General features: G+C 61.0%; 18 protein-coding genes. 8 read left to right on the forward strand and 10 right to left on the reverse strand.

The window, feature by feature from the left end:
- Window positions 1-2 precede the first annotated feature (2 nt).
- Entirely contained in the window at window positions 3-1,253 is a 1,251-nt protein-coding gene (locus JBE38_RS04855) for a ribonucleotide-diphosphate reductase subunit beta (protein ID WP_205343706.1), read from the reverse strand.
- A 301-nt stretch (window positions 1,254-1,554) separates the two neighbouring features.
- On the opposite strand from JBE38_RS04855, the gene fae reads away from it, so the two are divergent.
- The 4 genes from fae (at window position 1,555) to JBE38_RS04875 (ending at window position 5,985) form a co-directional block, all read left to right on the forward strand.
- Entirely contained in the window at window positions 1,555-2,067 is a 513-nt protein-coding gene (gene fae / locus JBE38_RS04860) for a formaldehyde-activating enzyme (RefSeq protein WP_060752763.1), read from the forward strand.
- A 10-nt stretch (window positions 2,068-2,077) separates the two neighbouring features.
- Entirely contained in the window at window positions 2,078-3,112 is a 1,035-nt protein-coding gene (locus JBE38_RS04865; RefSeq protein ID WP_060752764.1) for an aldo/keto reductase, read from the forward strand.
- Complete coding sequence (locus JBE38_RS04870; protein WP_090371327.1) at window positions 3,109-4,542, forward strand: NAD-dependent succinate-semialdehyde dehydrogenase; 1,434 nt, start codon at window positions 3,109-3,111, stop codon at window positions 4,540-4,542. The genes JBE38_RS04865 and JBE38_RS04870 overlap by 4 nt, the downstream gene beginning before the upstream one ends.
- A 72-nt stretch (window positions 4,543-4,614) precedes the next feature.
- Window positions 4,615-5,985 carry an MFS transporter gene (locus JBE38_RS04875; protein WP_205343707.1) on the forward strand — a complete coding sequence of 457 codons (1,371 nt, stop codon included), beginning with the start codon at window positions 4,615-4,617 and terminating at the stop codon, window positions 5,983-5,985.
- A 26-nt stretch (window positions 5,986-6,011) separates the two neighbouring features.
- On the opposite strand, the gene JBE38_RS04880 is transcribed toward JBE38_RS04875, so the two are convergent.
- From JBE38_RS04880 to JBE38_RS04915, 8 genes are all read right to left on the reverse strand, one after another.
- Entirely contained in the window at window positions 6,012-6,887 is an 876-nt protein-coding gene (locus JBE38_RS04880; protein WP_090371324.1) for a LysR substrate-binding domain-containing protein, read from the reverse strand.
- Between the two features lie 140 nt (window positions 6,888-7,027).
- Window positions 7,028-8,197 carry a hypothetical protein gene (locus tag JBE38_RS04885; protein ID WP_205343708.1) on the reverse strand — a complete coding sequence of 390 codons (1,170 nt, stop codon included), beginning with the start codon at window positions 8,195-8,197 and terminating at the stop codon, window positions 7,028-7,030.
- A gap of 85 nt (window positions 8,198-8,282) precedes the next feature.
- Entirely contained in the window at window positions 8,283-9,920 is a 1,638-nt protein-coding gene (locus JBE38_RS04890; protein ID WP_205343709.1) for a dipeptide ABC transporter ATP-binding protein, read from the reverse strand.
- A 2-nt stretch (window positions 9,921-9,922) separates the two neighbouring features.
- Window positions 9,923-10,759, reverse strand: coding sequence for an ABC transporter permease (locus JBE38_RS04895; RefSeq protein ID WP_060752770.1), 837 nt, complete (start codon window positions 10,757-10,759; stop codon window positions 9,923-9,925).
- The gene (locus tag JBE38_RS04900; RefSeq protein ID WP_060752771.1) at window positions 10,756-11,709 is read right to left on the reverse strand and encodes an ABC transporter permease; all 954 of its coding nucleotides are present in this window, start codon (window positions 11,707-11,709) and stop codon (window positions 10,756-10,758) included. The genes JBE38_RS04895 and JBE38_RS04900 overlap by 4 nt, the downstream gene beginning before the upstream one ends.
- Window positions 11,710-11,766: 57 nt before the next feature.
- Window positions 11,767-13,401, reverse strand: a complete 1,635-nt coding sequence (locus JBE38_RS04905) for an ABC transporter substrate-binding protein (protein ID WP_205343710.1) — start codon at window positions 13,399-13,401, stop codon at window positions 11,767-11,769.
- A gap of 293 nt (window positions 13,402-13,694) precedes the next feature.
- Window positions 13,695-14,921, reverse strand: coding sequence for a M24 family metallopeptidase (locus JBE38_RS04910; RefSeq protein WP_090371311.1), 1,227 nt, complete (start codon window positions 14,919-14,921; stop codon window positions 13,695-13,697).
- A gap of 51 nt (window positions 14,922-14,972) precedes the next feature.
- Window positions 14,973-15,854, reverse strand: a complete 882-nt coding sequence (locus tag JBE38_RS04915; protein ID WP_205343711.1) for a HalD/BesD family halogenase — start codon at window positions 15,852-15,854, stop codon at window positions 14,973-14,975.
- Window positions 15,855-15,959: 105 nt separating this feature from the next.
- Between JBE38_RS04915 and JBE38_RS04920 the strand changes: the two genes are divergently transcribed.
- Window positions 15,960-16,874 carry a LysR family transcriptional regulator gene (locus JBE38_RS04920; protein WP_205343712.1) on the forward strand — a complete coding sequence of 305 codons (915 nt, stop codon included), beginning with the start codon at window positions 15,960-15,962 and terminating at the stop codon, window positions 16,872-16,874.
- Here JBE38_RS04920 and JBE38_RS04925 read toward each other — a convergent pair.
- Entirely contained in the window at window positions 16,812-18,044 is a 1,233-nt protein-coding gene (locus tag JBE38_RS04925) for an MFS transporter (protein WP_205343713.1), read from the reverse strand. The genes JBE38_RS04920 and JBE38_RS04925 overlap by 63 nt on opposite strands.
- A 284-nt stretch (window positions 18,045-18,328) precedes the next feature.
- Between JBE38_RS04925 and JBE38_RS04930 the strand changes: the two genes are divergently transcribed.
- From JBE38_RS04930 to JBE38_RS04940, 3 genes are all read left to right on the forward strand, one after another.
- A complete protein-coding gene (locus JBE38_RS04930) occupies window positions 18,329-19,258 on the forward strand; it encodes a LysR substrate-binding domain-containing protein (RefSeq protein ID WP_081086943.1) in 930 nt (309 codons plus the stop codon).
- 115 nt (window positions 19,259-19,373) lie between these two features.
- Window positions 19,374-20,798, forward strand: a complete 1,425-nt coding sequence (aldA, locus tag JBE38_RS04935; protein WP_205344004.1) for an aldehyde dehydrogenase — start codon at window positions 19,374-19,376, stop codon at window positions 20,796-20,798.
- A 75-nt stretch (window positions 20,799-20,873) separates the two neighbouring features.
- Window positions 20,874-22,184 carry an MFS transporter gene (locus JBE38_RS04940; protein ID WP_205343714.1) on the forward strand — a complete coding sequence of 437 codons (1,311 nt, stop codon included), beginning with the start codon at window positions 20,874-20,876 and terminating at the stop codon, window positions 22,182-22,184.

Below are 22,184 nucleotides of genomic sequence, written 5' to 3' on the forward strand. Positions count from 1 at the left end.
GATCAATCCCAGCTCAGCGCGCCGCCGGTCTGGTACTCGATCACCCGAGTCTCGAAGAAATTCTTCTCTTTCTTCAAGTCCATGATCTCGCTCATCCACGGGAACGGGTTGGTGGTGCCTGGGTACTCTTCCTTAAGACCAATCTGCGACAACCGACGGTTAGCGATGAACTTCAAATAGTCTTCCATCATCGCTGCGTTCATCCCCAGCACGCCGCGAGGCATGGTGTCGCGAGCGTATTCGATCTCCAGCTGCGTCCCTTGCAGGATCATCTGGGTCGCTTCTTCCTTCATCTCGGCATCCCACAGGTGTGGGTTTTCGATTTTGATCTGGTTGATCACGTCGATACCGAAGTTCAGGTGCATCGACTCGTCGCGCAGGATGTACTGGAACTGCTCGGCGACGCCGGTCATTTTGTTGCGGCGGCCCATGGACAGGATCTGGGTGAAGCCGCAGTAGAAGAAGATGCCTTCCAGCACGCAATAGTAGGCGACCAGGTTGCGCAGCAGTTCCTTGTCGGTCTCGACGGTGCCGGTTTCGAACTTCGGATCGGAGATCGAGCGGGTGTATTTCAGGCCCCAGGCGGCTTTTTTGGCGACCGATGGGATCTCGTGGTACATGTTGAAGATCTCACCTTCATCCATGGCCAGCGATTCGATGCAGTACTGGTAGGCGTGGGTGTGGATCGCTTCTTCGAAGGCCTGGCGCAGGATGTACTGGCGGCACTCCGGGTTGGTGATCAGGCGGTACACGGCCAGCACCAGGTTGTTGGCGACCAGCGAGTCGGCGGTGGAGAAGAAGCCGAGGTTGCGCATGACGATGCGGCGTTCGTCGTCGGTCAGGCCCTCGGGGTTTTTCCACAGGGCGATGTCGGCGGTCATGTTGACCTCTTGCGGCATCCAGTGGTTGGCGCAGCCGTCGAGGTACTTCTGCCAGGCCCAGTCGTACTTGAAAGGCACGAGCTGGTTGAGGTCGGCGCGGCAGTTGATCATGCGTTTTTCGTCAACGGCGACGCGGGCGGAGGCGCCTTCGAGTTCGGCGAGGCCTTCGGCGATGTCGAGTTTGTCGAGGGCGGCCTTGGCGCGCACGATGGCGGCGGAGTCACTGGCGGTGACGGCGCGGGCTTCAACTGCGGCGGCAGCGCCGGCGCCGTCGAGGCGGTCCATGTTGGCTTCGGTGGCGTGGCCGGCGTTGGCGCCCCTGATCACCGCTGCACCGGTGTCTTCGTTGTCGACTTCATCCCAACTCAGCATTGAAATTCTCCTTCCTGGTGCTCGAAAAAATAGGGGGTTGCAGGCTTCATGGCATTGAAATACTGCGCAGAGTGTGGTGGGGAAATTCCAATTCTGCACACTATATAGTGGTCTGTTCTGTTTGTGGGCACACTATATGGTGTGTAGCAGGCGGGGTCAACGCGCAGGAATGCGCGCAGGGGTCGCAGGGCTATGAGAAAAACTCACACCCCCATGACTTTTAATGGTTACGGCCGCTTCCAAGCTCAATGCTAAAAATTCGCCAACAAGCTCCCCATAACAACAATGAGCGTTTGCGAAAATGAAAGCACTTGATCTGTACATCGGCGAAGGCTTCGAAGGCCCAGGCGTCAATGCTGCCCATATCAACATTCTCATCGGCCCACGCAATGGCCCGGCCGGCCAGGCGTTCGCCAACAGCCTCGCGTCGCCAAGCCAGGGCCATTGCCCGTTCATGGTGATCGCCCAGCCGAACATCCCGGTCAAACCCATGACCCTCTACGTCAACAAAGCCGCCATCGGCAGCGACCTGCACGGCAATGCCACCTGGGGTGCGTCCCAGGCCGGGATCGCCAAAGCGGTGCTTGAGGCGTTGCTGGACGGCACCTTGCCGGCCGAGGCCGAAGACGAATGGGCGATTGTCACCGCCAACTGGGTCAACCCGGCCTGCGATGATCTGGACGCCGTCTACCTGAACAACTACAACGCCTGTCGCACCGCGATCCGCGCCGCCCTGAATGGCACGCCGTACACCGCGCAGTTGGCCGATGTGGTCAATCACATCAGCAATCCTTTCTACACGCCGAAAGCCTGAGGAGACTGCCATGCAATACATCCGTTTGGGCAACTCCGGCCTGCAAGTCTCACGCCTGTGCCTGGGCACCATGAACATGGGCACCCCGGACTGGAAACCGTGGATTTTCGACGAAAAGCAAAGCGAGCCGATCGTCGCCCATGCCCTGGCCAACGGCGTCAACTTCATTGACCTGGCCGACTTCTACTCCGCCGGTGTCGGCGAAGAAGTGGTTGGGCGCATCCTCAAGCGCGTGGCGCGACGTGACGAGATCGTGGTCACCACCAAGGTCGGCTACGGCACCCGCAGCGGTATCAACGCCAGTGGCCACTCGCGCAAGCACATCATGGACAGCATCGACGCGTCGCTGAGCCGTCTGGGCATGGATTACGTCGATGTGTTCATGCTGCATTACTTTGACGTGAACACCCCGGTGGAAGAGACGATGTGTGCGCTCAACGACATCGTGCGCTCCGGCAAGGCCCGCTACATTGGCGTGTCGACCATGCTCACGGGGCAGCTTGCCAAAATACTGATGGCCTGCGAGCGCAACGGTTGGGTCAAGCCGATCAACATGCAGTTGCAACTGAACTGCGCCTACCGTGAAGAAGAGCGCGAGATGATCCCGTTCTGCCGAGACCAGGGCCTGGGCGTCTCGGTGTTCAGCCCGCTGGCGCGTGGTTTGCTCACGGGTGAGGTGCAATCGACGCGCAACCAGACCGATTTCTTTACCCAGCAGATGTACAGCGACCAGGCCTCGTTCGATATCGCCCATTCGGTACAGCGTGTGGCCCGTGCCCGTGGCGTGTCCAACGCGCAGATCGCCCAGGCGTGGGTCGCCAACCATCCTGGCGTCGACGTCATGCTGGTCGGCGCCGATACCACCGCGCAATTCGACAGTGCGCTGGCGGCCCTCGACACCCGCCTGGATGCCGAAGAACTGCACGAACTGGAGCGCAACTACACCCCGTGCGATGTGATCAATGACTACACCGCCGGCAAGCGCATCCTGCGTGAGGCCCGCCCGGGCCTGGACCGTTTCAACCTGACCGAGGCCGTGGCATGAACCCGCTGATCCGTACTGGCAACTACATCGATGGCCAATGGTCCAGCGGTGGCCCCACCTATCCGGTACTCAACCCGGCCAATGGCGCGCTGATCGTTGATGTGCAGCGCGCCGCCGCTGAAGAAACCCAGCTGGCCATCGATGCTGCCCACCGTGCCTTGCCGGCCTGGCGCAAGCTCACCGCCAAGGAGCGCAGCCAGCGCCTCAAGCGCTGGAGCGAGCTGATGCTGGGCAACCAGAAAGACCTGGCTCAGCTGCTCAGCCTGGAACAGGGCAAACCCCTGGCCGAAGCCATGGGCGAAGTGGTCTATGCGGCAAGCTTTCTGGAGTGGTTCGCCGAAGAAGCCAAGCGCGCCTATGGCGATGTGATCCCGACCCACAAGGCTGATGCACGCATCATCGTGACCAAGGAAGCGATTGGTGTCGTGGCTGCGATCACGCCGTGGAATTTTCCCCTGGCGATGGTCACCCGCAAAGTCGGCCCGGCACTGGCGGCCGGTTGCACGATGATCCTCAAACCGTCGGAAGAAACGCCGTTGTCGGCTTTTGCCTTGGCGGTGCTGGCCGAGCAGGCGGGTATTCCAGCCGGTGTATTCAACATCGTTTCGGGTGACGCCGTCGCCATTGGTGGTGCGCTGCAAGCGTCTGGCGTTGTGCGCAAGCTGTCGTTCACCGGGTCCACTCGCACCGGCAAACTGCTGATGCGCCAGGCCGCCGACACGCTGAAAAAAGTCTCGCTGGAACTGGGCGGCAATGCGCCGTTTATCGTGTTCGACGATGCTGACCTGGACGCCGCCGTCAAAGGTGCCATGGCCTCCAAGTTCCGTAACACCGGGCAGACCTGCGTGTGCGTCAACCGCTTCTATATCCAGGACGGCGTGTACGAGGCCTTTACCCGTAAATTGGCCGAAGCGGTCAGCGCCATGCGTGTGGGCAGTGCGTTGGACGGCGACACCGAGCAAGGCCCGCTGATCAACGCAGCCGCCTTGGCCAAGGTCGAAGCCCACGTGGGCGACGCGTTGGAGAAGGGCGCCAAGCTGCTCTGCGGCGGCCGTCGCCATGCACTGGGCGGCACCTTCTTTGAGCCGACGATTCTCACTGAAGCCAATGGCGACATGTTGATCGCTCAGGAAGAAACCTTCGGCCCCGTGGCGGCGTGCTTTCGTTTCACGGACGAAGCCGAGGTGCTGCAACGGGCCAATGACACGCCGTTCGGCTTGTCCGCCTACTTCTACAGCCGCGATATCGGCCGCGTCTGGCGCATGGCCGAGGGCTTGGAGGCGGGCATGGTCGGCATCAACGAAGGGATCATTTCCACTGAAGTCGCGCCGTTTGGCGGTATCAAGGAGTCGGGCCTCGGCCGTGAGGGTTCCAAGTACGGCCTGGAGGATTATCTGGAGATCAAATACCTGTTGATGGGAGGCCTGTAGCCTCTGATTTGAACCGGTGCCCGCAGGGGCACCGGCTGTTACTCCGTCAAAAACAACAATATGGAGAACACCATGACTGTACAACCCGTCAAAATCGACGATCTGCCGATCGGTCGGTTTCACCTCAAGATTGCCGGCCTGACCTTCGGCGCGCATTTCACCGACGGCTATATTCTTGGCCTGATCGGTATCGCTTTCACCTTGCTCAGCCCACAAATGCAACTCGACGCCTTCTGGCAAGGCTTGATCGGTGCTTCGGCCCTGATCGGTCTGTTTTTGGGCAGCCTGTTTTTCGGCTGGATCTCCGACACCCTCGGCCGGCAGAAAATCTTCCTGGTCAGCTTCGTACTGATCACCGTAGCGTCGGTGATGCAGTTCTTTGTTGAAACGGCCATAAGCCTGTTGCTGTGTCGTATCTTGATCGGCATCGGCCTGGGCGGCGATTTCAGCGTGGGCCACGCCATGCTTGCCGAGTTTTCACCGAAGAAACATCGCGGTGTGCTGCTCGGCTCGTTCAGTGTGATCTGGACCTTCGGCTATGTGGCCGCGACCTTTGTCGGCACCGCCATGCTCAGCCTCGGCGACGACGCCTGGCGCTGGATGCTGGCGTCTTCGGCGATCCCCGCCGGGTTGATCCTGCTTGCCCGCATCGGCACCCCGGAATCGCCGCGCTGGCTGGTCAACCGTGGGCGCATCGCCGAAGCCCGCGCCATTGTCAAAAAACACCTGGGCGAGCACGTGCTGCTGGATGAAGAACCGTCCGCGCAGACCCGCTCCGGCTATGGCGTGTTGTTCAGCCGTGAATACCGCAAGCGCACGGCGTTCAACTGCCTGTTCTTCGTGTGCATCGTGATGCCGTACTTTGCGATCTACACGTTCTTGCCATCGATCCTGCAGAAGATGGGGTTGTCCCAAGGGTTCGGCACTGAGTTGCTGCTCAACTTGTTGCTGATTGTCGGCGCGCTGCTCGGTATCTGGTGCACGGTGAAGTTCTCGCGCCGTGGCTTTCTGATCAACTCGTTCATCATCCTCGCGGCGGCACTATTCCTGCTGGCGGTATTGCCGGGTAGCCTGGCGTGGTTGATGGTGCTGACGTTTGGCGTGTTTACGCTGGTGTTGTCGGCGGTCAGCAATCTGGTGGGTGTGTTTCCGGCGGAAAGCTTTCCCACCGAGGTACGTGCCAGCGGCATCGGTCTGGCGACTGCGGTCAGCCGTTTGGGCTCGGCGATCAGTACGTTCCTGTTGCCGGTCAGCGTGGCCGGGATCGGCTTGAGCCCGACCATGGGCATTCTGGCGGCGATCCTGGTGTTCGGCGCAATCATTTCCTGGGCCTGGGCCCCGGAAACCAAAGCGCTGACGCTGAGCCAGGCGTGCAAGGCGCAGAGCCCGGTCGATCAGCACGCGGTGGTCGGCGTGAAAAGGGCGAATGCTGTCAGGGTGTAGGTGTATCCGGGGTGGGTGAGTGCCTGTCAGGGATTGCTCACACGCCCCAACCACTCAGTAAACAGACCAACCTTGGATAACCCCTGCTTGTCCGCTGCCACATCCAGCCAATAGCCATACGGCCCGATCACCTCCACCGGGGTGATCGGCAGCAAACTGCCGTTGGCGAGTTCGCGCTCGATCATTTGCCGGTCGATCACCGCCAGCCCACCGCCGGCCAGGGCGGTGTGGATCACTTGGTCCAGGGTGCTGAATTCCAGGCCCCGGCCCGCATCGATATCGTCTCGGCCCATCGCCGCCAGCCAGTTTTCCCAGACTTTCAAACGCTTGCCGTCGTGCAGGATATGCAGCAGCGGGAAGCGTCGCAGGTCGGGCGGTTGGCCGTCGATAAACAGCTCCGGGCTGGCTACGGCGATATGGCGCTCCATCACCAATAACTCACTGTGCCAATGCGGGTCTGCGTCCAGACCGAAGCGAATGCGGCAGTCGATCTCGGCCAGGCTCTCCTGGTGGCTCTGGTGGGTGACGCTGAGGTTGATATCCGGATAGTGCTCACAGAACCCGCGCAAGCGCGCCGACAGCCAGCGTGTGGCCCAGGTCGGTGGTGCAACGACACGCAGGCGCTGGCGCAGGTTGGGTACGCGCACGGCCTGCAGGGCGCGTTCGATATGGTCGAAGGCGTCGCTCAGGTGTGGCGACAAGGCGAAGCCGGCCTCGGTCAGGGACAGGCCCTGGGGCGTGCGGACGAACAGGGCTACGCCCAGGTAGTCTTCCAGCTGCTTGATCTGGCGGCTGACTGCGCCTTGGGTGACATTGAGGCCCACGGCGGCCTGGCTGAAGCTGCGGTGGCGAGCGACTTCTTCGAAGACGCGAAGCATGTTGAGTGCAGGGAGGTGGCGCATGGTTCGGGTTCCACACATTGTTTTTATAGTGTTTTCACTAGCCTCATCGCAGGCAAGCCAGCTCCCACATTTTTGACCGCGCCGCCGATCAAATGTGGGAGGGGGCTTGCCCCCGATGGCGTCAGTGCTGACGCCGCCTATTAGAAGTAGTAACCGATGTTCATGTACAGCTGATTTTCCCACTGGTTACTGCCCCCTGCGCCCAGGCTCTGGGTGTAGCTGCTGCCACCGATGTAGGGGTCGTTCTTGCCGATCAACCACTCCGTGGCGATCCACAACTTGCTGAACGAAAACGAGGTACCGAGGATCACTCGTTGCGAGGTCTTGAAGGCATCGTCGGATTTGTCGAAAGCGCTGTAGTTGGCATACAGCTTCACGCCGCTGATCTGGTCGAACAGGTATTTGCCGGCCACGTCATAACTCAGGTCCGCTACATACAGATTGCCGCGGCTGGCGACGTTGAAGGTGCCGTCATAACCGCCCAGTGTGACCACGCCATTGGTGCCCTCGTTGCGCGGTGACATCTGTTGGCGCGCCGCCTGCAACTGCAGGCCCCATGGACCGTTTTTGCCCAGGTAGTGGATGGCTACGGCGTTGCGTCGGCCGTCATTGCCGGTGTCCTTGTTTTCCAGGGTCGAGGTCAGGCCCGACAGGCCGACTTCGGATTTCCAGCCGCCCAGGTCCATGGCTTTGGCGACGCGCACCACCACGGTGTTGCGCTCCTGGTTATTGCTGCCGTCGGCGACATAACTGTCGGCTTCGGAAATCACACTGGAATAGGTCACGCCCTTGCTGGTGCCTTTGCCTTGCCACGCCGGGCGCAGGTAATAACCGGCCTGGATGTTCCAGTCGCCACTTTGCTGGATGTACTTGGTGCCGACCTGTTGCACATCTTCCAGGCCGATCACGTTGCCCAGGGTTTCATAGAAGGTACTGCCGAAATACGGCTGCAAGCCGAACGGCACGGTGTTCAAGCCCACTTGCACTTGCTGGTCCGGGTTGAACTTGTAACCTACCCAGGCGAATTTGGCGAACTGGATGTCGCCGTAATTCTTGGTGTACTGGTAAGGGTAAGAGCGCCCATAAAATCGGTACTGTGCCTCACCAATCCAGGTGTCGGAGTTGTACTTGGCGCTGAGAAACACGGTGTCGAGCCCGAACTTTTGAATATCGCGGTCCGGATCGTAGTCCCAGCGCGCACGCACGGCGCCGCCAAGGTCGAGGTTGTCGGTGACCTGATAGGCCATGGCCGGTACCGCCAGGGCGCCGAGTACCGGGATGAGGGTGAAGTAGCGTGTCGTTGGTCGCATGTTTTTACTCTCGTTTTTAGTTTTTTTTGGGCAACAGCAGCCCGTTGCCGCAGCAAATGCTGCGACGCAGGGAAAAGGCTTGGACTCAGTGCGCGTTGGGGTGGATCAGCCTCAAGGGCGGCCCGGCGGCGGGTAACTCGCAGGCGCCGGGTGCCGCCGCGAGAAGGGCCTGGGTGTAGCTGTTCCGTGGCCTGAGCAAGACCTGTTCGGCGCTGCCGTATTCCACCACTTCGCCTTGCCGCATCACCGCAATGTGGTCGCTGATCTGCGCCGCCACGCGCAGGTCGTGGGTGATAAACAGGATGCTCAGGTTCAACTGCTTCTGCAGTTCGGCCAGCAACTCCAGCACTTGCTTTTGCACTGACACATCCAGTGCCGACACACTTTCGTCGGCGATCAGCACTTCCGGGCGCATGGCCAGGGCCCGGGCGATGCCGATGCGCTGGCGCTGGCCCCCGGAAAACTGCCGGGGCTTGCGCTTGAGGGCGTCACGCTTGAGGCCGACCTGTTCGAGCAAGTCACCGGCTTCGGTCCACGCATCTTTGGCGGACAACCCTCGCAGTCGCGCGGCGCGGGCAATGATGTCGCCCACCCGGTGGCGCGGGTTGAGCGAGCCGTACGGGTCCTGGAAAATCATCTGGATGCGGCGCCGATTGGCCGCCAGGGCCGAGCCGCGCAAGCCCAGGAAGTCGCTATCGCCGACCCACACATGCCCACTGTCGCTGTCTACCAGGCGGATTGCCGCCTTGACCAGGGTGCTTTTGCCTGAGCCGGACTCACCGACGAGCGCCAGTGTCTTGCCCTTTGGCAGGTTCAGCGACACATTGCGCAGCGCCGCCACTGAGCTGCCGCCGACGTTATAGGTTTTGGTCAGGCGCTCGATACGCAGCGCCATTTCGCCGTCGGCACAAGGTGTGCGCAGTTCGGGATGCAGCGCCGGTACCGCGGCAATCAGCTTGCGTGTATAGGCGTGGGCGGGGGCATTCAACACTTGGTCCCGTTCGCCGATTTCCACCAGACGGCCACCTTCCATGACGGCGATGCGATCGGCAATCTGCGCGACGACCCCGAAGTCGTGGGTGATAAACAGAATGCCGTGTTGACCGCGCCCTCGCAGGTCGCGCACCAATTTCAACACTTGGGCCTGGGTGGTCACGTCGAGGGCCGTCGTCGGTTCGTCAGCGATCAACAAGTCCGGGTTCATTGCCAGGGCCATGGCGATCACGACCCGTTGGCATTGGCCGCCGGACAGCTGGTGGGGGAAACTGTTGGCGATGCGCGGCGGGTCGGGCAGTTGGGTGGATTCGAGCAGCGCGAGCATGCGTTCCTGGCGTTCGCGCTGAGGCATCTGTGGCGCATGGATATCAAAGATTTCCTCGACTTGTTTGCCGATGCGAATCGCGGGGTTCAACGCAGCCATGGGTTCCTGGAAAATCATTGCGATGCGGTTACCGCGCAGTGCGCGCAAACGGCTTTCATCCAGGCTGCAGATGTCGTCACCGAGAAAGTCGATCACCCCACCGGCATGCCGCAGACCCTTGGCGTAGTCGCCCATGATCGCCGCCGACAGGACCGACTTGCCTGAACCGGACTCGCCTATTACGCAGAGGATTTCGCCCTTGCGCACCTCCAGGCTGATGCCGTGCACGGCGTGGCGGCGGTCGGCGCCGGTGGGCAGTTCAATCGTCAGGTCTTGCACACGCAATACGGGTTCTGGGTTCATGTTCAACTCCTTGCGCCTTGCTGGGCGTGTTCATCCAGGCCGTCCGCGAGCAGGCTCAGGCCCAGCATCAGCGTGGAGATGGCGATGCACGGAAAGATCACCAGGTGCGGAAAGGCGATGGCCATGGCGCGGCCGTCGTTGATCATGCCGCCCCAGTCCGGGGTCGGTGGCGGCAGGCCGAGGCCGAGAAAACCCAAGGCGCCGATCATGATCGCGGTGTAGCCGATGCGCAGGCAGAAATCGACTATCAAGGGCCCGCCGCAATTGGGCAGGATCTCCACCAACATGATGCGCAATGAACCTTCGCCTTGGGTGATGGCGCTGAGTACGTAGTCGCGCGAACGAATGTCGATGGTCAATGCGCGCATGATCCGGAAGATGGCCGGGGCACTGGTGAAGGTCACCGCAATCAGGATGTTCACGGCCGAGGCGCCGAGGGCGATGATGATCACGATGTACAGCACCAGTACCGGGAACGACAGCACGGTGTCGGCCACATACGACAGCACCGCGTCGACCCAGCCATTGAAGTAACCGGCACACAGGCCCATGGCAATGCCGACGGCGAACGCGGTGAGGGTGGCGAGGATCGACCAGAACAGCACCGTGCGCGTGCCCCAGATCAACCGCGAGAGAATGTCTCGGCCGATCATGTCGGTGCCCAGCAGGAAGCTCTGGCCGTTGTCGCCGGCCGTCATTGGCGTGAGCAGTGGCGTGAAGCTTTCCAGTGGATCATGGGGCGCGAGCCACGGCGCCAGCAACGCGGTCACCACCCAACTGCCGACCAACAGCAGGCCGAGCAACGCCAAGGGGTGCTTGAAGGCTTGAAGACGGTTCATCGGGTACCTCCGCCGAGACTGCGCAGGGTGATGCGCGGGTTGAGCCAGGTGTAGGCCAGGTCCGAGAAGATCTTGGTGATGCCCACGACCACCGCACTGACCATCGCGCAGGCTTCGATCAGGTACACGTCATGGTTCAGCGATGCGGTGTAGAGCAGCGAGCCGAAGCCCTTGTAGGCGAAGAACACCTCGACCACGATGACGTTGGACAGCAGCCACGGGATGTACAACATGATCACGGTGATGGGGGCGATCAGCACATTACGCAGCGCATGGCGCATCACGATGCGTGCGGTCGAGGCGCCTTTGAGGCGGGCCGTGCGGATGTACGGTGACTGCATCACTTCGACCATCGACGCCCGGGTAATGCGCGCCAGGTAGCCGATGCCGAACAGGCACAGCACCATCAACGGCAGGACCAGTTGCACCGCGCTGAAGCCCTCGCTCATGCTGCTGACGCCGGGCAGCCAGTTGAGCCAGAACACAAAGAGTGCCGAGACGAACACCGCGCTGGCAAAGTCGGGAATCGACGTGGTGACGATCGACAGGAACGACACCAACCGGTCAAGCAGCGAGCCCTGGCGAATGCCGGCCAGCACGCCCAGGGTCAGCGCCACGGGCACCATCACCAGCAGGGCCAGCCCGGCGAGGGTCAGAGTCTGTGCCAGGTTGGGCAGCAACAGTTTGATCACCGACTCACGAAAGTACACCGAGGTGCCCCAGTCGCCGCTGACAAAATCCTTGAGCCACAGCAGGTAGCGCCACACAAAGGGTTGGTTGTAGCCGTGTTCCACCAGCCACGCCGTACGTTGGTCGGCGGCGGAGTAGGGGCCGAGGACGTTGATCGCGACGTCTTCGATGTTCAGTTCCAGGGCCAGGAACACGATCAGTGACACCGATAACAGGGTTGCCACCAGCGCCAATAATTTACGCAACAGAAAATGAGCCATGGGTGCATGCTCCGACGAATGATGGGAGACCTGCCCGCCTGTGCGGGCAGTGTTGACTCAAGCGCTCAGCCAGACGTTACCCATGGGATAGAAGTCAGAGGGGTGTACCTGGAAACCCTGGACCTTTTTGCTCACCGCCGTGAACTTGTCACCCCAGAACGGCTGCACGATCACGCAGGCGTCTTGCAGGATCTGCTCGACGCTTTGCATGGCCACCGCGCGTTGCTGCGGGTCGATGATGCCCATGGCCTTATCCAGCGCGGCATCGAAAGCCGGGTCGCTGTAGTGGCTTTCGTTCCAGGCGCCGCCGCCGCGATAAGCCAGTTCCAATGACATCACTCCGAGCGGGCGATGGGCCCAGTAGGTGAGGCTGAACGCGGCCTTGTCCCAGATCGGCCAGTATTGAGCGGCGGGCACCACTTTGAGGTTGATGCGTATCCCGGCTTCCAGGCAATTCTGCTGCAGGATCTGTGCGCAGTCCTGCTCATAGCGTCCCTGGGTATTGCCGACGATCAGGTCGATGTCCAGGCCATTGGGAAAGCCGGCTTCGGCGAGCAATTTCCTGGCTTGCGCCACGTCGCGGTTGCGCTTGGGCAGCGGGAAATATTCAGGATGGGAGGGCGCTACATGGTGGTCCTCGCCCAGGGTGCCCATGCCACGGTAGGCGATCTTCAGCATCTGCGCGTTGTCGGCGCACAGCACCACGGCTTTGCGGATGCGCAGGTCGGTGAACGGTTTCTGGTCGCAGGCCATGCGCATCACGACGGTTTGCGCGGATTTGCAACTGAGCAACTGTGCGCCGGGCAGGCGCTTGGCCAGGTCCAGTTCGGCCACGGTCACCCGGTACAACACGTCAACCTGGCCGGCCTGCAAGGCCGCAAGGTGAGTGGACACGTCGGTGCCCATGTCGATGTAGCGCAGTTCGTCGAGGTTGGCGGGCTTGCCCCAGTAATCGGCACGCTTGGCGAAGGTGGCCTGCTTGTTCACCGCGAATGAGACCAGCTTGAACGGCCCGGTGGCCAGCGGATTTTTCGCCCAGTCATCACCCGCCTTGAAGCTGCGGTGCACAATGGCGCAGGTGAAGGCGTTGAGCATCTCCGGGATCGCCAGAATGGGCCGTTTGAGGTGCAGGCGGAACTGGTAGTCCCCGACTTTTTCGAAGGCTTTGATGTCCTGGAACGCAGTGCGGTTGACCGACTTGGAGTCGGCGGCAATCCAACGTTCGATGTTGTGTTGCACGTCGTCGACGTTGAAACGCTCGCCGTTGCTCCACGTCACGTCCTGGCGCAGGTTGAAGGTCCAGGTGGTGAGGTCTTCGGACGGGCTCCAGCTTTCGGCGAGGTAAGGGTGGGTGATGTTGTCGGCGTCGACCCAGGTCAGGTATTCCAGGGAATTGCGCAGCAGGTTCGAAGCTTCGATCCAGGTGATCAGCATCGGGTCCTGGATTTCCTGGATCGCACAGGCAAAGCGCAGGCTGCCGCCTTGGCGCGCGGGCGTGGCATCAGCGGCCTGAGCCTCGTTGCCCAACAGGGCCGAGCCCAGGAAGGTGCTGGCGCTGGCGACGGTAACGCCCAGCAGTGCGGCGGTACGCAAAAATTGGCGGCGGTTTATCTCACCGCTTTTGACTTGGGCACACAGGTTGTCAACGGCTGGATGCGGCAGGGTGCCGCCCAGGGTAGTCAGGTCTTTCATAAGCCTCTCCGGTACTTGCGAATATGCGTTTTTGTTGAACCGCAAGGGTCAGTGGCAGGCGCAGCAACGGCGCAGCACGGACCTCTGTGAAGCCGGCAGAAGAACAAGGCAAAACGAAGTCAGGAGGCGGGCAATGGGATAGGACATAGGGCAGCTCTCATGTTGTTTTTATTAGAGATGCCCGCAGTTTTGTCATTTGCGCAACGATGGACAAACGACAAATTCTGCGCAGTAACCTTCTATAAATGCATGTTACAGATCCGTCCCAGGGCCGCCTGTATGGCTGGATCGGTTCAGCGTGGCAACAGGCGCGCATCGAATGGGTAATCGGAGAGCAGCTCGATGCCGTGCTCGTGAATGTAGATCTGTTCTTCGAGCTTCACGCCTTCGCCGCCGTCGTCGTGGCCAATGTAACTCTCCACGCAGATGGTCATGCCGGCTTCGAACACACCGTCGTAACCCAGCGCATCGATGTCCTCACGGTGCACCACATAAGGGTATTCACCGGTCATGCCAACCCCGTGCACCAGCGCGAAATAACGATTGTTCTTGTAATGCTCGGGAATCTTCCAGGCCATCTCTGCGTATTCCTTGAAGCTGCGTCCGGCCTTGAGCATTTCAACGTTGGTTTGCACCTGCTCATAGGCGAGTTTGTACAGCTCCTGCTGTTTGGCGGTGGCCGCCTGGTCGCCGCACAGGAAGGTGCGGGAAAAGTCCGCGTAATAACCGAAGCGCCCAACCACATCGGTGTCCAGCGCCACCAGGTCACCGGCTTCGATCGGCCGCGTGCTGCATTCCTGAAACCATGGGTTGGTTCGTGGGCCGGATGACAGCAGGCGTGTTTCCACATAGTCGCCGTCGGTGGCGATGACATGCTGGTGCAGGTGCGACCACAGCTGGTTTTCGGTGATGCCGGGCACCAATCGGCTTTCCATCAGGCGCACTCCGGCTTCGGTGGCGCGCAGGCTGGCGCGGATCATCTTCAGCTCATTGGGCACCTTGATGCAGCGTGCTCGCTCCAGCGGCTCCTGGGCGTCGAACACTTGATAGCCGAGGCGTTGCAGCTCGAATGCGGCGGCCGAAGTGGCACTTTCAATCGCAATGCGTTTACCGCCACCGCACTGTCGCACCAGCTCATCAATCTCGGCGGCCCAGTCGGCGGTGACGTTGCTCAGGAAGCTGTCGCAAAAATAGTAGGAAATCGCTTTGGCCGGGCGGACTTCATCGACGGTGTTCAGGTTTTCGGCCAAGTGCAGGCAGCCGCCGAACTCGAAGACCACCACCGGGCCTTCCGCCGGGATAAACGCATAGCGTGCCGGGTTGCGGGCCGAGTACACCTGCATGTTGCGCGAGCCGGTGGCGTAGCGCATGTGGGTCGGGTCGAACAGCACACAGGCGGCGTAGTCGCGTTTTTTCAGTTCGTTGCGTACCCGTTGCAGGCGGTCCAGCTGGATCTGCTGGATCTCGTCATAGGTGGGTTCACAGTCGGCGGGGTTGCGGTTCGGGCCGGACAGACTCATGGGGATTCCTCGCAGGGCAAATACGGTTTTTTGAGTTTTTGGAGAGGTCAATCAATCGAGCAACTGGTCGCTGCGTACCAGGTTGCGTTCGGCTTGCAGATGCGCTTCGGACAGGCGTCCGTAAAGCTGTTTGGTACGTTGGGCGCGGCCGATGATCCCGGGCTTTTCCGAGTAGGCGAAAATCGCCGTGTTGCGTTCGATGCTGCCTTCCACGCGGGTCACGCGGTGCACCGAGAAGCGGCCCTTGAAGATCTGCAAGTCGCCGGGGTTGAGCTCCAGTTCCTGCACGCGCGAGCGGTCTTCACCGCGCACCACTTTGCCGACGGCACCCAGGTTTTCCTGGCTGCGCGAGCGGATCATCGGCGCGTACTCGAACCGGCCGCCGGCCTCGGGCTTCTGGGTCATCATGCTGACGATGAATTCGTTGGTGTCGAAGTGCCAAGGCTGTTCGGTGCCCTCGGGCATGACGTTGATCACCAGCCCGGCGAAGGGGTCGGCGTATTCGAAAATCTCCGGTTCATCCAGGCAGGCGCCGATAAAGCGTTTCATCATGGGGGAGACGTACAGCCGGTGAATGATCGCGTCAGGAGCGATCATGTCGCGGGTCACAAAGCCGCTGGTGCGCTCCATGAATGTGCGACGCGGATCATCCTGGGGCAGGCTGGGGTCATCCTCGGTGAAGTAGGCGTTGACTTTGCGCACCGAATAAAAGGTCTTGCCCGACAGCGCCTGGCCTTCCTGGCGCGCCTGCTCCAGTACTTGTGGGCGCAGGAAGTTCTTCAGCAGGCAGCAACCGTCCTCAGCCAGTTCGGCGCGGGCGTGTTCAATGAGTGTGCGTAATTGAACATGGCCCGAATCATGTATGGGATAGAGTTCGGTATTAACGATGTCGCTGATATCGCCGGTTTCGGCATCGGCAAGTTTAAGACTCATACACGGCTCCTGAAGTCGGTGGTGGTGTTGAGTCGATAGTTGCGTAAAGCGGTTTGAAGTGGAAATTACAAGTTGTGATCGAATCCATCGGCAGGGGCGATAGTTATGTCAGGCGAACTGGATGGCAGCTTACTTAAAGTGTTTGTGGCAATTATCGAGTGCCAGGGTTTTTCGGCTGCCGCCGAGCGCCTGCATAAAACTCAGTCCACCGTCAGCCAGAGCTTGCAACGACTCGAAGAGATTGTCGGCGCGCCACTGATCCATCGCACCAGCCGCTCCATTGGCCTCACGCCAAGCGGGGAAACCTTTCTGATCTATGCCCGGCAAATCCTCAAGCTGCACGTCGAGGCGATCAGTGCCGCGCAATTGCCCAACGAGCAGGTGTGTATCCACTTGGGCATGCCCGAGGATTACGCCGAATACTGCCTGGGCGGGATGCTCAAGGATTTCCAGGCACAGTTTGCCCAGGTGCGTCCGGATGTCTGCTGCGAAATGTCGACTGCGCTGGTCGGCCGCTTGCTGCGCGGCGAGCTGGACCTGGTGTTAGGCGTTGAGCATGCTGGCTTGCAGCCCGGGGAGTACCTGTGCGATGAGCCGCTGGCGTGGGTCGCGGCACCGAGCTGGAGTGCGGTGGGGCGCCAGTCGGTGCCGCTCGCGGTATACGCCGAGGGCTGCGCATTCAGGGCCAATGCCGTGCAGGCGCTGGCCCACGCGGGGCGCTCTTGGCAAGTGGTCTACACCAGCCAGAGCCCGCGCGGGATTGCGATTGCCATCGAGCAAGGATTGTCCGTGGGCGTCATGGCGCGGCGTTTAGTGCCGCAGGGCTGGCAGATTCTGGACGAGCGCCAGGGCTTTCCGCCGATTGCCCCGGCGCGCCTGATGTTCTGGCGCTCAACCGGTTGCCAGGTACCGGAAGTGGACGCACTGGTGCAGATTCTACAACGTCAGTTAGGCGATTCAGGGAGTCGGCAACACCGGCACTTCGACAGCCTTCGCACGAGCCATACGCTTGAGCAATAGCAGGCTGGCCAGCACCCAGCCGGTGATCCAGGCATGCACCACGGCAAACTCGCCGCTGACCTGCAACAACCCGCCGCACAGTGCATTAGCCGCGGCGCTGGCCAGGCCATAGCTGACCATGCTCAGGCTCACCACCTGCAGGCTGTGCACCGGGTTCAGGCGGGCACTGAGGTAGGCCGCCATCAAGCCCCAGGACGGGAAATAAAACAGAGCGAACAAGGCGGCTGCCCACACACTGAGCAGCAGGCTGGGATGGCTCAGCAGGCCGAGCATGGCCAGGCCGAAGGCACCGATACTCAGCGCCATGACCCTCAGCGCGCCCCAGCGATCGGCCAGCGCCCCGAGCAGCAGCCCGCCGACGGCGCCTCCGATGCCGATCAGCGTCCACAGCGTACCGGTCACGGTGGCGCTGGCCTGCAATTGATCGCTGGCAAACGCCGATAGAAAATTGAGAAACGGCCCACTGATCGCGCCGATAAACCCGCTGAGCAGCACAATCTGCAGGGCCACCGGTTGCTCAAGGCACAGGCGCAGCCATTGCCTGGCGACCTCGCTGAAGGTGGGCGGCGTCGCGGAGCGGGGCGCCTGCTCTGCGTGGGGCGCCAAGGCCCAGAGCGTCAGCAGGGTGACCAGCAGCGTTAAACCTGCGCAAATCAACCAGAATTGGCGCAAGGTCAAGCCCTGCAAGCCTGCAATCAGCAGCCCGTTCAAGCAGATTGCAAAGGCCGCTCCCGACGATGCCAACCCTAATACACGACTACGGTGGCTGGCGGGGATCACCTCACGGGCCAAGGCTGCAATCGCGTTCCAGTTCGACACCGCGCACGCCGACACCAGTGCCAGGCACAGCGCAAACGGCAGCACCCACGGCGTGGCGACGGCCAGCGCCAGCAGGACCGGGCTCAATACGATCGTCAGGCGCACCATGGTGCGCGGGTTTACCCACGCGGCGGCGATGCCGCTGGCAATCGAAGCGCCCATGTAGAACAGTTGCAGCAGCGCGGCAATCAGCGCGGCCTGGCTGTAGCTCAACTCAAATAACTCACGGATCTGCGGCAATAACGCCGAATACAGGAAAATACTGAAACCGTGGGTGGTTGCATTGCAGGCGGTGAACACAAGTGCCAGCAGCCCGATACTTCGTCGCGATGAGAAAGTTGTTGTCGACATGCTGCGGCCCGAAGTTAATAAGTGAGTAAGTTTTCAGCCAGACTAACTTTTGTGGCAGGTCAGTCACCAATGCTTAATTGTCTTAGTGTGCATGCGTAATACGCGTGCTATTTATTCGATAACGACGCTAACCGTCGAAAAACGACGCGGGAGATTAAAACCGAGTGTTTTTCAGCGATGCTGGGTGCTACCGCTGAACTGATACAAAAAGGTATGTTGTGTGAAAATTTTCCTGCGGTGCCGTGGGAATTCGCTTCCTTGTCAGTTGCTGTCGAGTGCCCTCCATGAAACGTAAAATGCCCGGTCTCAATGCCCTCAAAGCCTTCGAAGTCGCCGGCAGCACCGGCAGCTTTACCCGGGCAGCGGAATTGTTGAACGTGACCCAGAGCGCAGTCAGCCGCCAGGTGCGCCAGCTTGAAGAACAATTGGGCGAGAGTCTGTTGGAGCGCCGCCATCATCACCTCGAACTCACCAGCGCCGGGCGCGTGCTGCTGCGCGCGCTGCACCAGTCCTTCGACAAGATCGAGCTGACGGTGCGTAGCATCCAGCAGAAAACCCACTCCAACCGCCTGCACATCAACGCACCGCCGACGTTCACCAGTCGCTGGTTGATGCCGCGCCTGGGGCGCTTGCGTGAGGCGCACCCTGAGTTGGAACTGAGCATTACCACGTGCTTGCAAGACAGCCTGGCACAGACCAGTACGCTCGATTGCGCGATTCGGTTTGGCAATGGTGAGTGGGACGGGCTGGACAGTTCCTTGTTGATCCAGGAGCGGCATATCGCGGTGTGTGCGCCCTCGCTGTATGCCCGCGAATGCAGCGATGGCGTGGATCTGAATCGCATGACCTTGCTGCATGTGCTGGCCAATGAGGACCAGCGTTACCTGACCTGGAAGCACTGGCTGGATGCGGCGCGGATTCATGGGGTGGATACGCAGGGCGGGTATGAATTCGACCTGCTGGACCTGGCGATCCGGGCGGCGACGGATGGGTTGGGGATTACCATCGCGGATTGGCATATGGTCGCGGCGGAACTGGCCAGTGGGCAGTTGACGCAGGTGTTGAATGTGCATGTGGAGGGGCATCAGTCGTATTGGCTGGTGACCCGACCCGAGCAGACGGATATGCCGCAGTTGCAGGTGTTCGAGCGATGGTTGCAGGAGGAGATCTGGTTGGCACAGCGGCAGTTGGAGCCGTCTACGGCGGCGGGTTGATTACCCCTAACCTGCATTTTTCGCATGTTACCCCACCCAATAAGTCGTTTGCCCGCCCTCCATACAACGACAAAACTGCATGTCACTCGCAAAACAACAACGTTGGGCAAACCACATGCAATTCGAGCGCAATTTCTACAACGGCCAGTTCGTCGAACCGGCCAGCGATGCCCTGATCGCCGTCTACAACCCTGCCGATGAAACCCTCGCCGGTCACGTCAGTGCCGCCAGCGCCGACGAGGCCATCGCTGCCGTCGACGCGGCTGCCGTCGCCCAGAAAACCTGGGGCAAGCTCACCAGCATCGAGCGCGCCGAGCACCTTCGCGCCTTGGCCGATGCCCTGGACAGCCACGCCGTAGCCATCGGCACGGCCCTGGCCAGGGAGTCCGGTAAAAGCCTCAGTGACGCGAGCAACGAAGCACGCTACGCCGCGCAGATCACCCGTTACCATGCCGAATGGGCGCGCCGTATCGAAGGCGAGATCATCCCCAGCGACACGCCGGACGAAAACCTGTTCCTGCAACGCGAACCGATTGGCGTGGTGGCTTGCCTGATTCCGTTCAACTATCCGGTGTATACCTTGCTGCGCAAGATCGCTCCGGCGTTGATCGCCGGTAACACGGTGGTGGTGCGCCCGAGCAACAACACGCCGCTGTCGGCGTTTGAAATCGCCAGAGCGGTGGTCAATGCCGGGATTCCAGCCGGTGTGATCAACATCCTGACCATGGATCACGCCACCGCAGCCAGCGTCTGCACGCACAAGGCGGTCGGCCTGATTACCCTAACCGGCAGCGTGAATGCCGGGCGTATCGTGCTCGATTACTGCAAGGCCAACATCGCCAAGCCGTCCCTGGAACTGGGCGGCAAGACGCCGGCGATCATCGAAGCCGATGCCGACCTGGAAAAGGCCGCCAGCGCCATCGTCGCGTCCAAGACCACGCACTGCGGCCAGCTGTGTACGGCGGTGGAGCGGGTGTATGTGCACGAGGCGGTCCATGACGCGTTCCTCGCACTGCTGAAAACCAAAATCAGCGCAGTGAAATTCGGCGACCGTGCCAACGACGAAAGCCTGATGGGCCCGCTGGCCAACGCCAGTTCCCGCAAGAATATTCACGCCATGGTCGAGCGCGCCGTTGCCGCCGGTGCTGTACTGGAAACAGGCGGCGTGCTGCCCGACGGCCCTGGGCATTTCTATCCGCCGACCTTGCTCAGCCATTGCCGCCAGGACATGGAAATCATCCAGGAAGAAATCTTCGGCCCGGTGCTGCCGGTGCTCAAGTACCGCGACATCGATGAGGCGCTGGCGATGGCCAACGACCACCAGTTCGGTCTGTCGTCGGTGCTTTACACCGAGAACTACCGCACGGCAATGAAGGTGGCGAACGCGATCGAGGCCGGCGAGTTGTATGTCAATCGGACCCCGGCGGACCCCTACCAGGGTTTTCACGCCGGATGGAAACGCTCAGGGCTGGGCGGCGACGACGGCAAGCACGGGATGCTGGAGTTCACCCAGACCCGCTTGGTGGTCATGAAGTACTGAGCCAAGCACACCGCTGCACCTTTAATAAAAACAATTATCAGGGCACCCGCGCATCGGGCGCCCGAGGTCTACACGATGTCCAAGCCTGCACCTGTTGCCCAGGGTTCCGTTGCCGTGTCCGTGGCAAGCAGCGACAAAGCCAGTCGCTATTTCCAACTGCTATTACTGGTACTGGCGGCGGGGGCGATCTACCCGATCCTCTACCTGCGCCAGGTCTACCAGACCACCATGCTCGATGTGTTCCAGATCAACCACAGCGAGCTGGGTTATCTGTACTCCATGCTCGGCACGGTTTTTTTGCTCAGCTACTTGCCCAGCGGTTGGCTGGCCGACCGTCTGCCGCCGCGCTTTTTGATCTTTTTCTCGCTGGTCGCGACCGGTGCATTGGGCTTGTGGTACGCCAGCGTGCCGTCGATGACCGGCTTGATGATCATCTTCGCTTGCTGGGGGCTGACCACCGGCCTGACTTTTTGGGCCTCGGTGCTCAAGCGCGTGAAGATGATTGCGCACCCCTCTGAACAGGGCCGTTTCTTCGGCATTCTCGACGGCGGGCGCGGCCTGGTGGAAGCCTTGTTGGCGACCGTGGCCCTGGGGCTGTTTGCCTATGCAACCGAAACGCAAAGCCGGTCGGCGGCTGAAGGTTTCAAGCAGGTGGTGTACCTGTACTCGTTTATCTGCATCGCCATCGGCTGCGGATTGGTCTTGCTCAAAGACCCCAAGTCCCTGGCCGAAACGGCAGCGGTGGAGAAGGGCAAGTTCAACCTGATCACCGACCTGACGACATTGGTGACGATCCCTGAACTGTGGCTGGTGACCGCCATCGTGTTCTGCGGTTACCACATGTTCTGGGCCACCTACAGTTTTTCCGACTACCTGCAAGGCAGCGGCATGACCGCCGTGATGGCCGGCACCATCACGACCATCAAGCTGTGGATGCGCCCCATCGGCGGCATCGGTGGCGGTTGGCTGGGGGACAAGTTCTCGAACATTTCGGTGCTGATTGTCGCGTTGGTGCTGGTGACCCTGGCCATGCTCGGGCTGATCGTCTTCCCTGCGTTCAACAGCCTGGGCCTGCTGATCGGCACGGTGATCTTTATCGGACTGATGACCTACGCGATTCGCGGCCTGTACTGGGCGATCCTCGACAGCTGCGACATTCCGCTACGCATCACCGGCCTGGCCATCGGCATTGTGTCGGTGGTGGGTTACTTGCCCGACACCTTTATCCCCTTGATCAACGGCTACTTGACCGAGACCTACCCGGGCAAAGCCGGCTACACCCTGTATTTCGGCTACATCGCCTTTATCGGCGTGCTCGGGACCCTGGCGGCCCTGACCTTGCGCGCCCGGATCAACCGTAAAAAATTCAACCGGACAGGTGCCTGA

It is taken from the genome of Pseudomonas sp. ICBG1301, assembly GCF_016918385.1.
GTDB classification, from domain to species: Bacteria; Pseudomonadota; Gammaproteobacteria; order Pseudomonadales; family Pseudomonadaceae; genus Aquipseudomonas; species Aquipseudomonas palleroniana.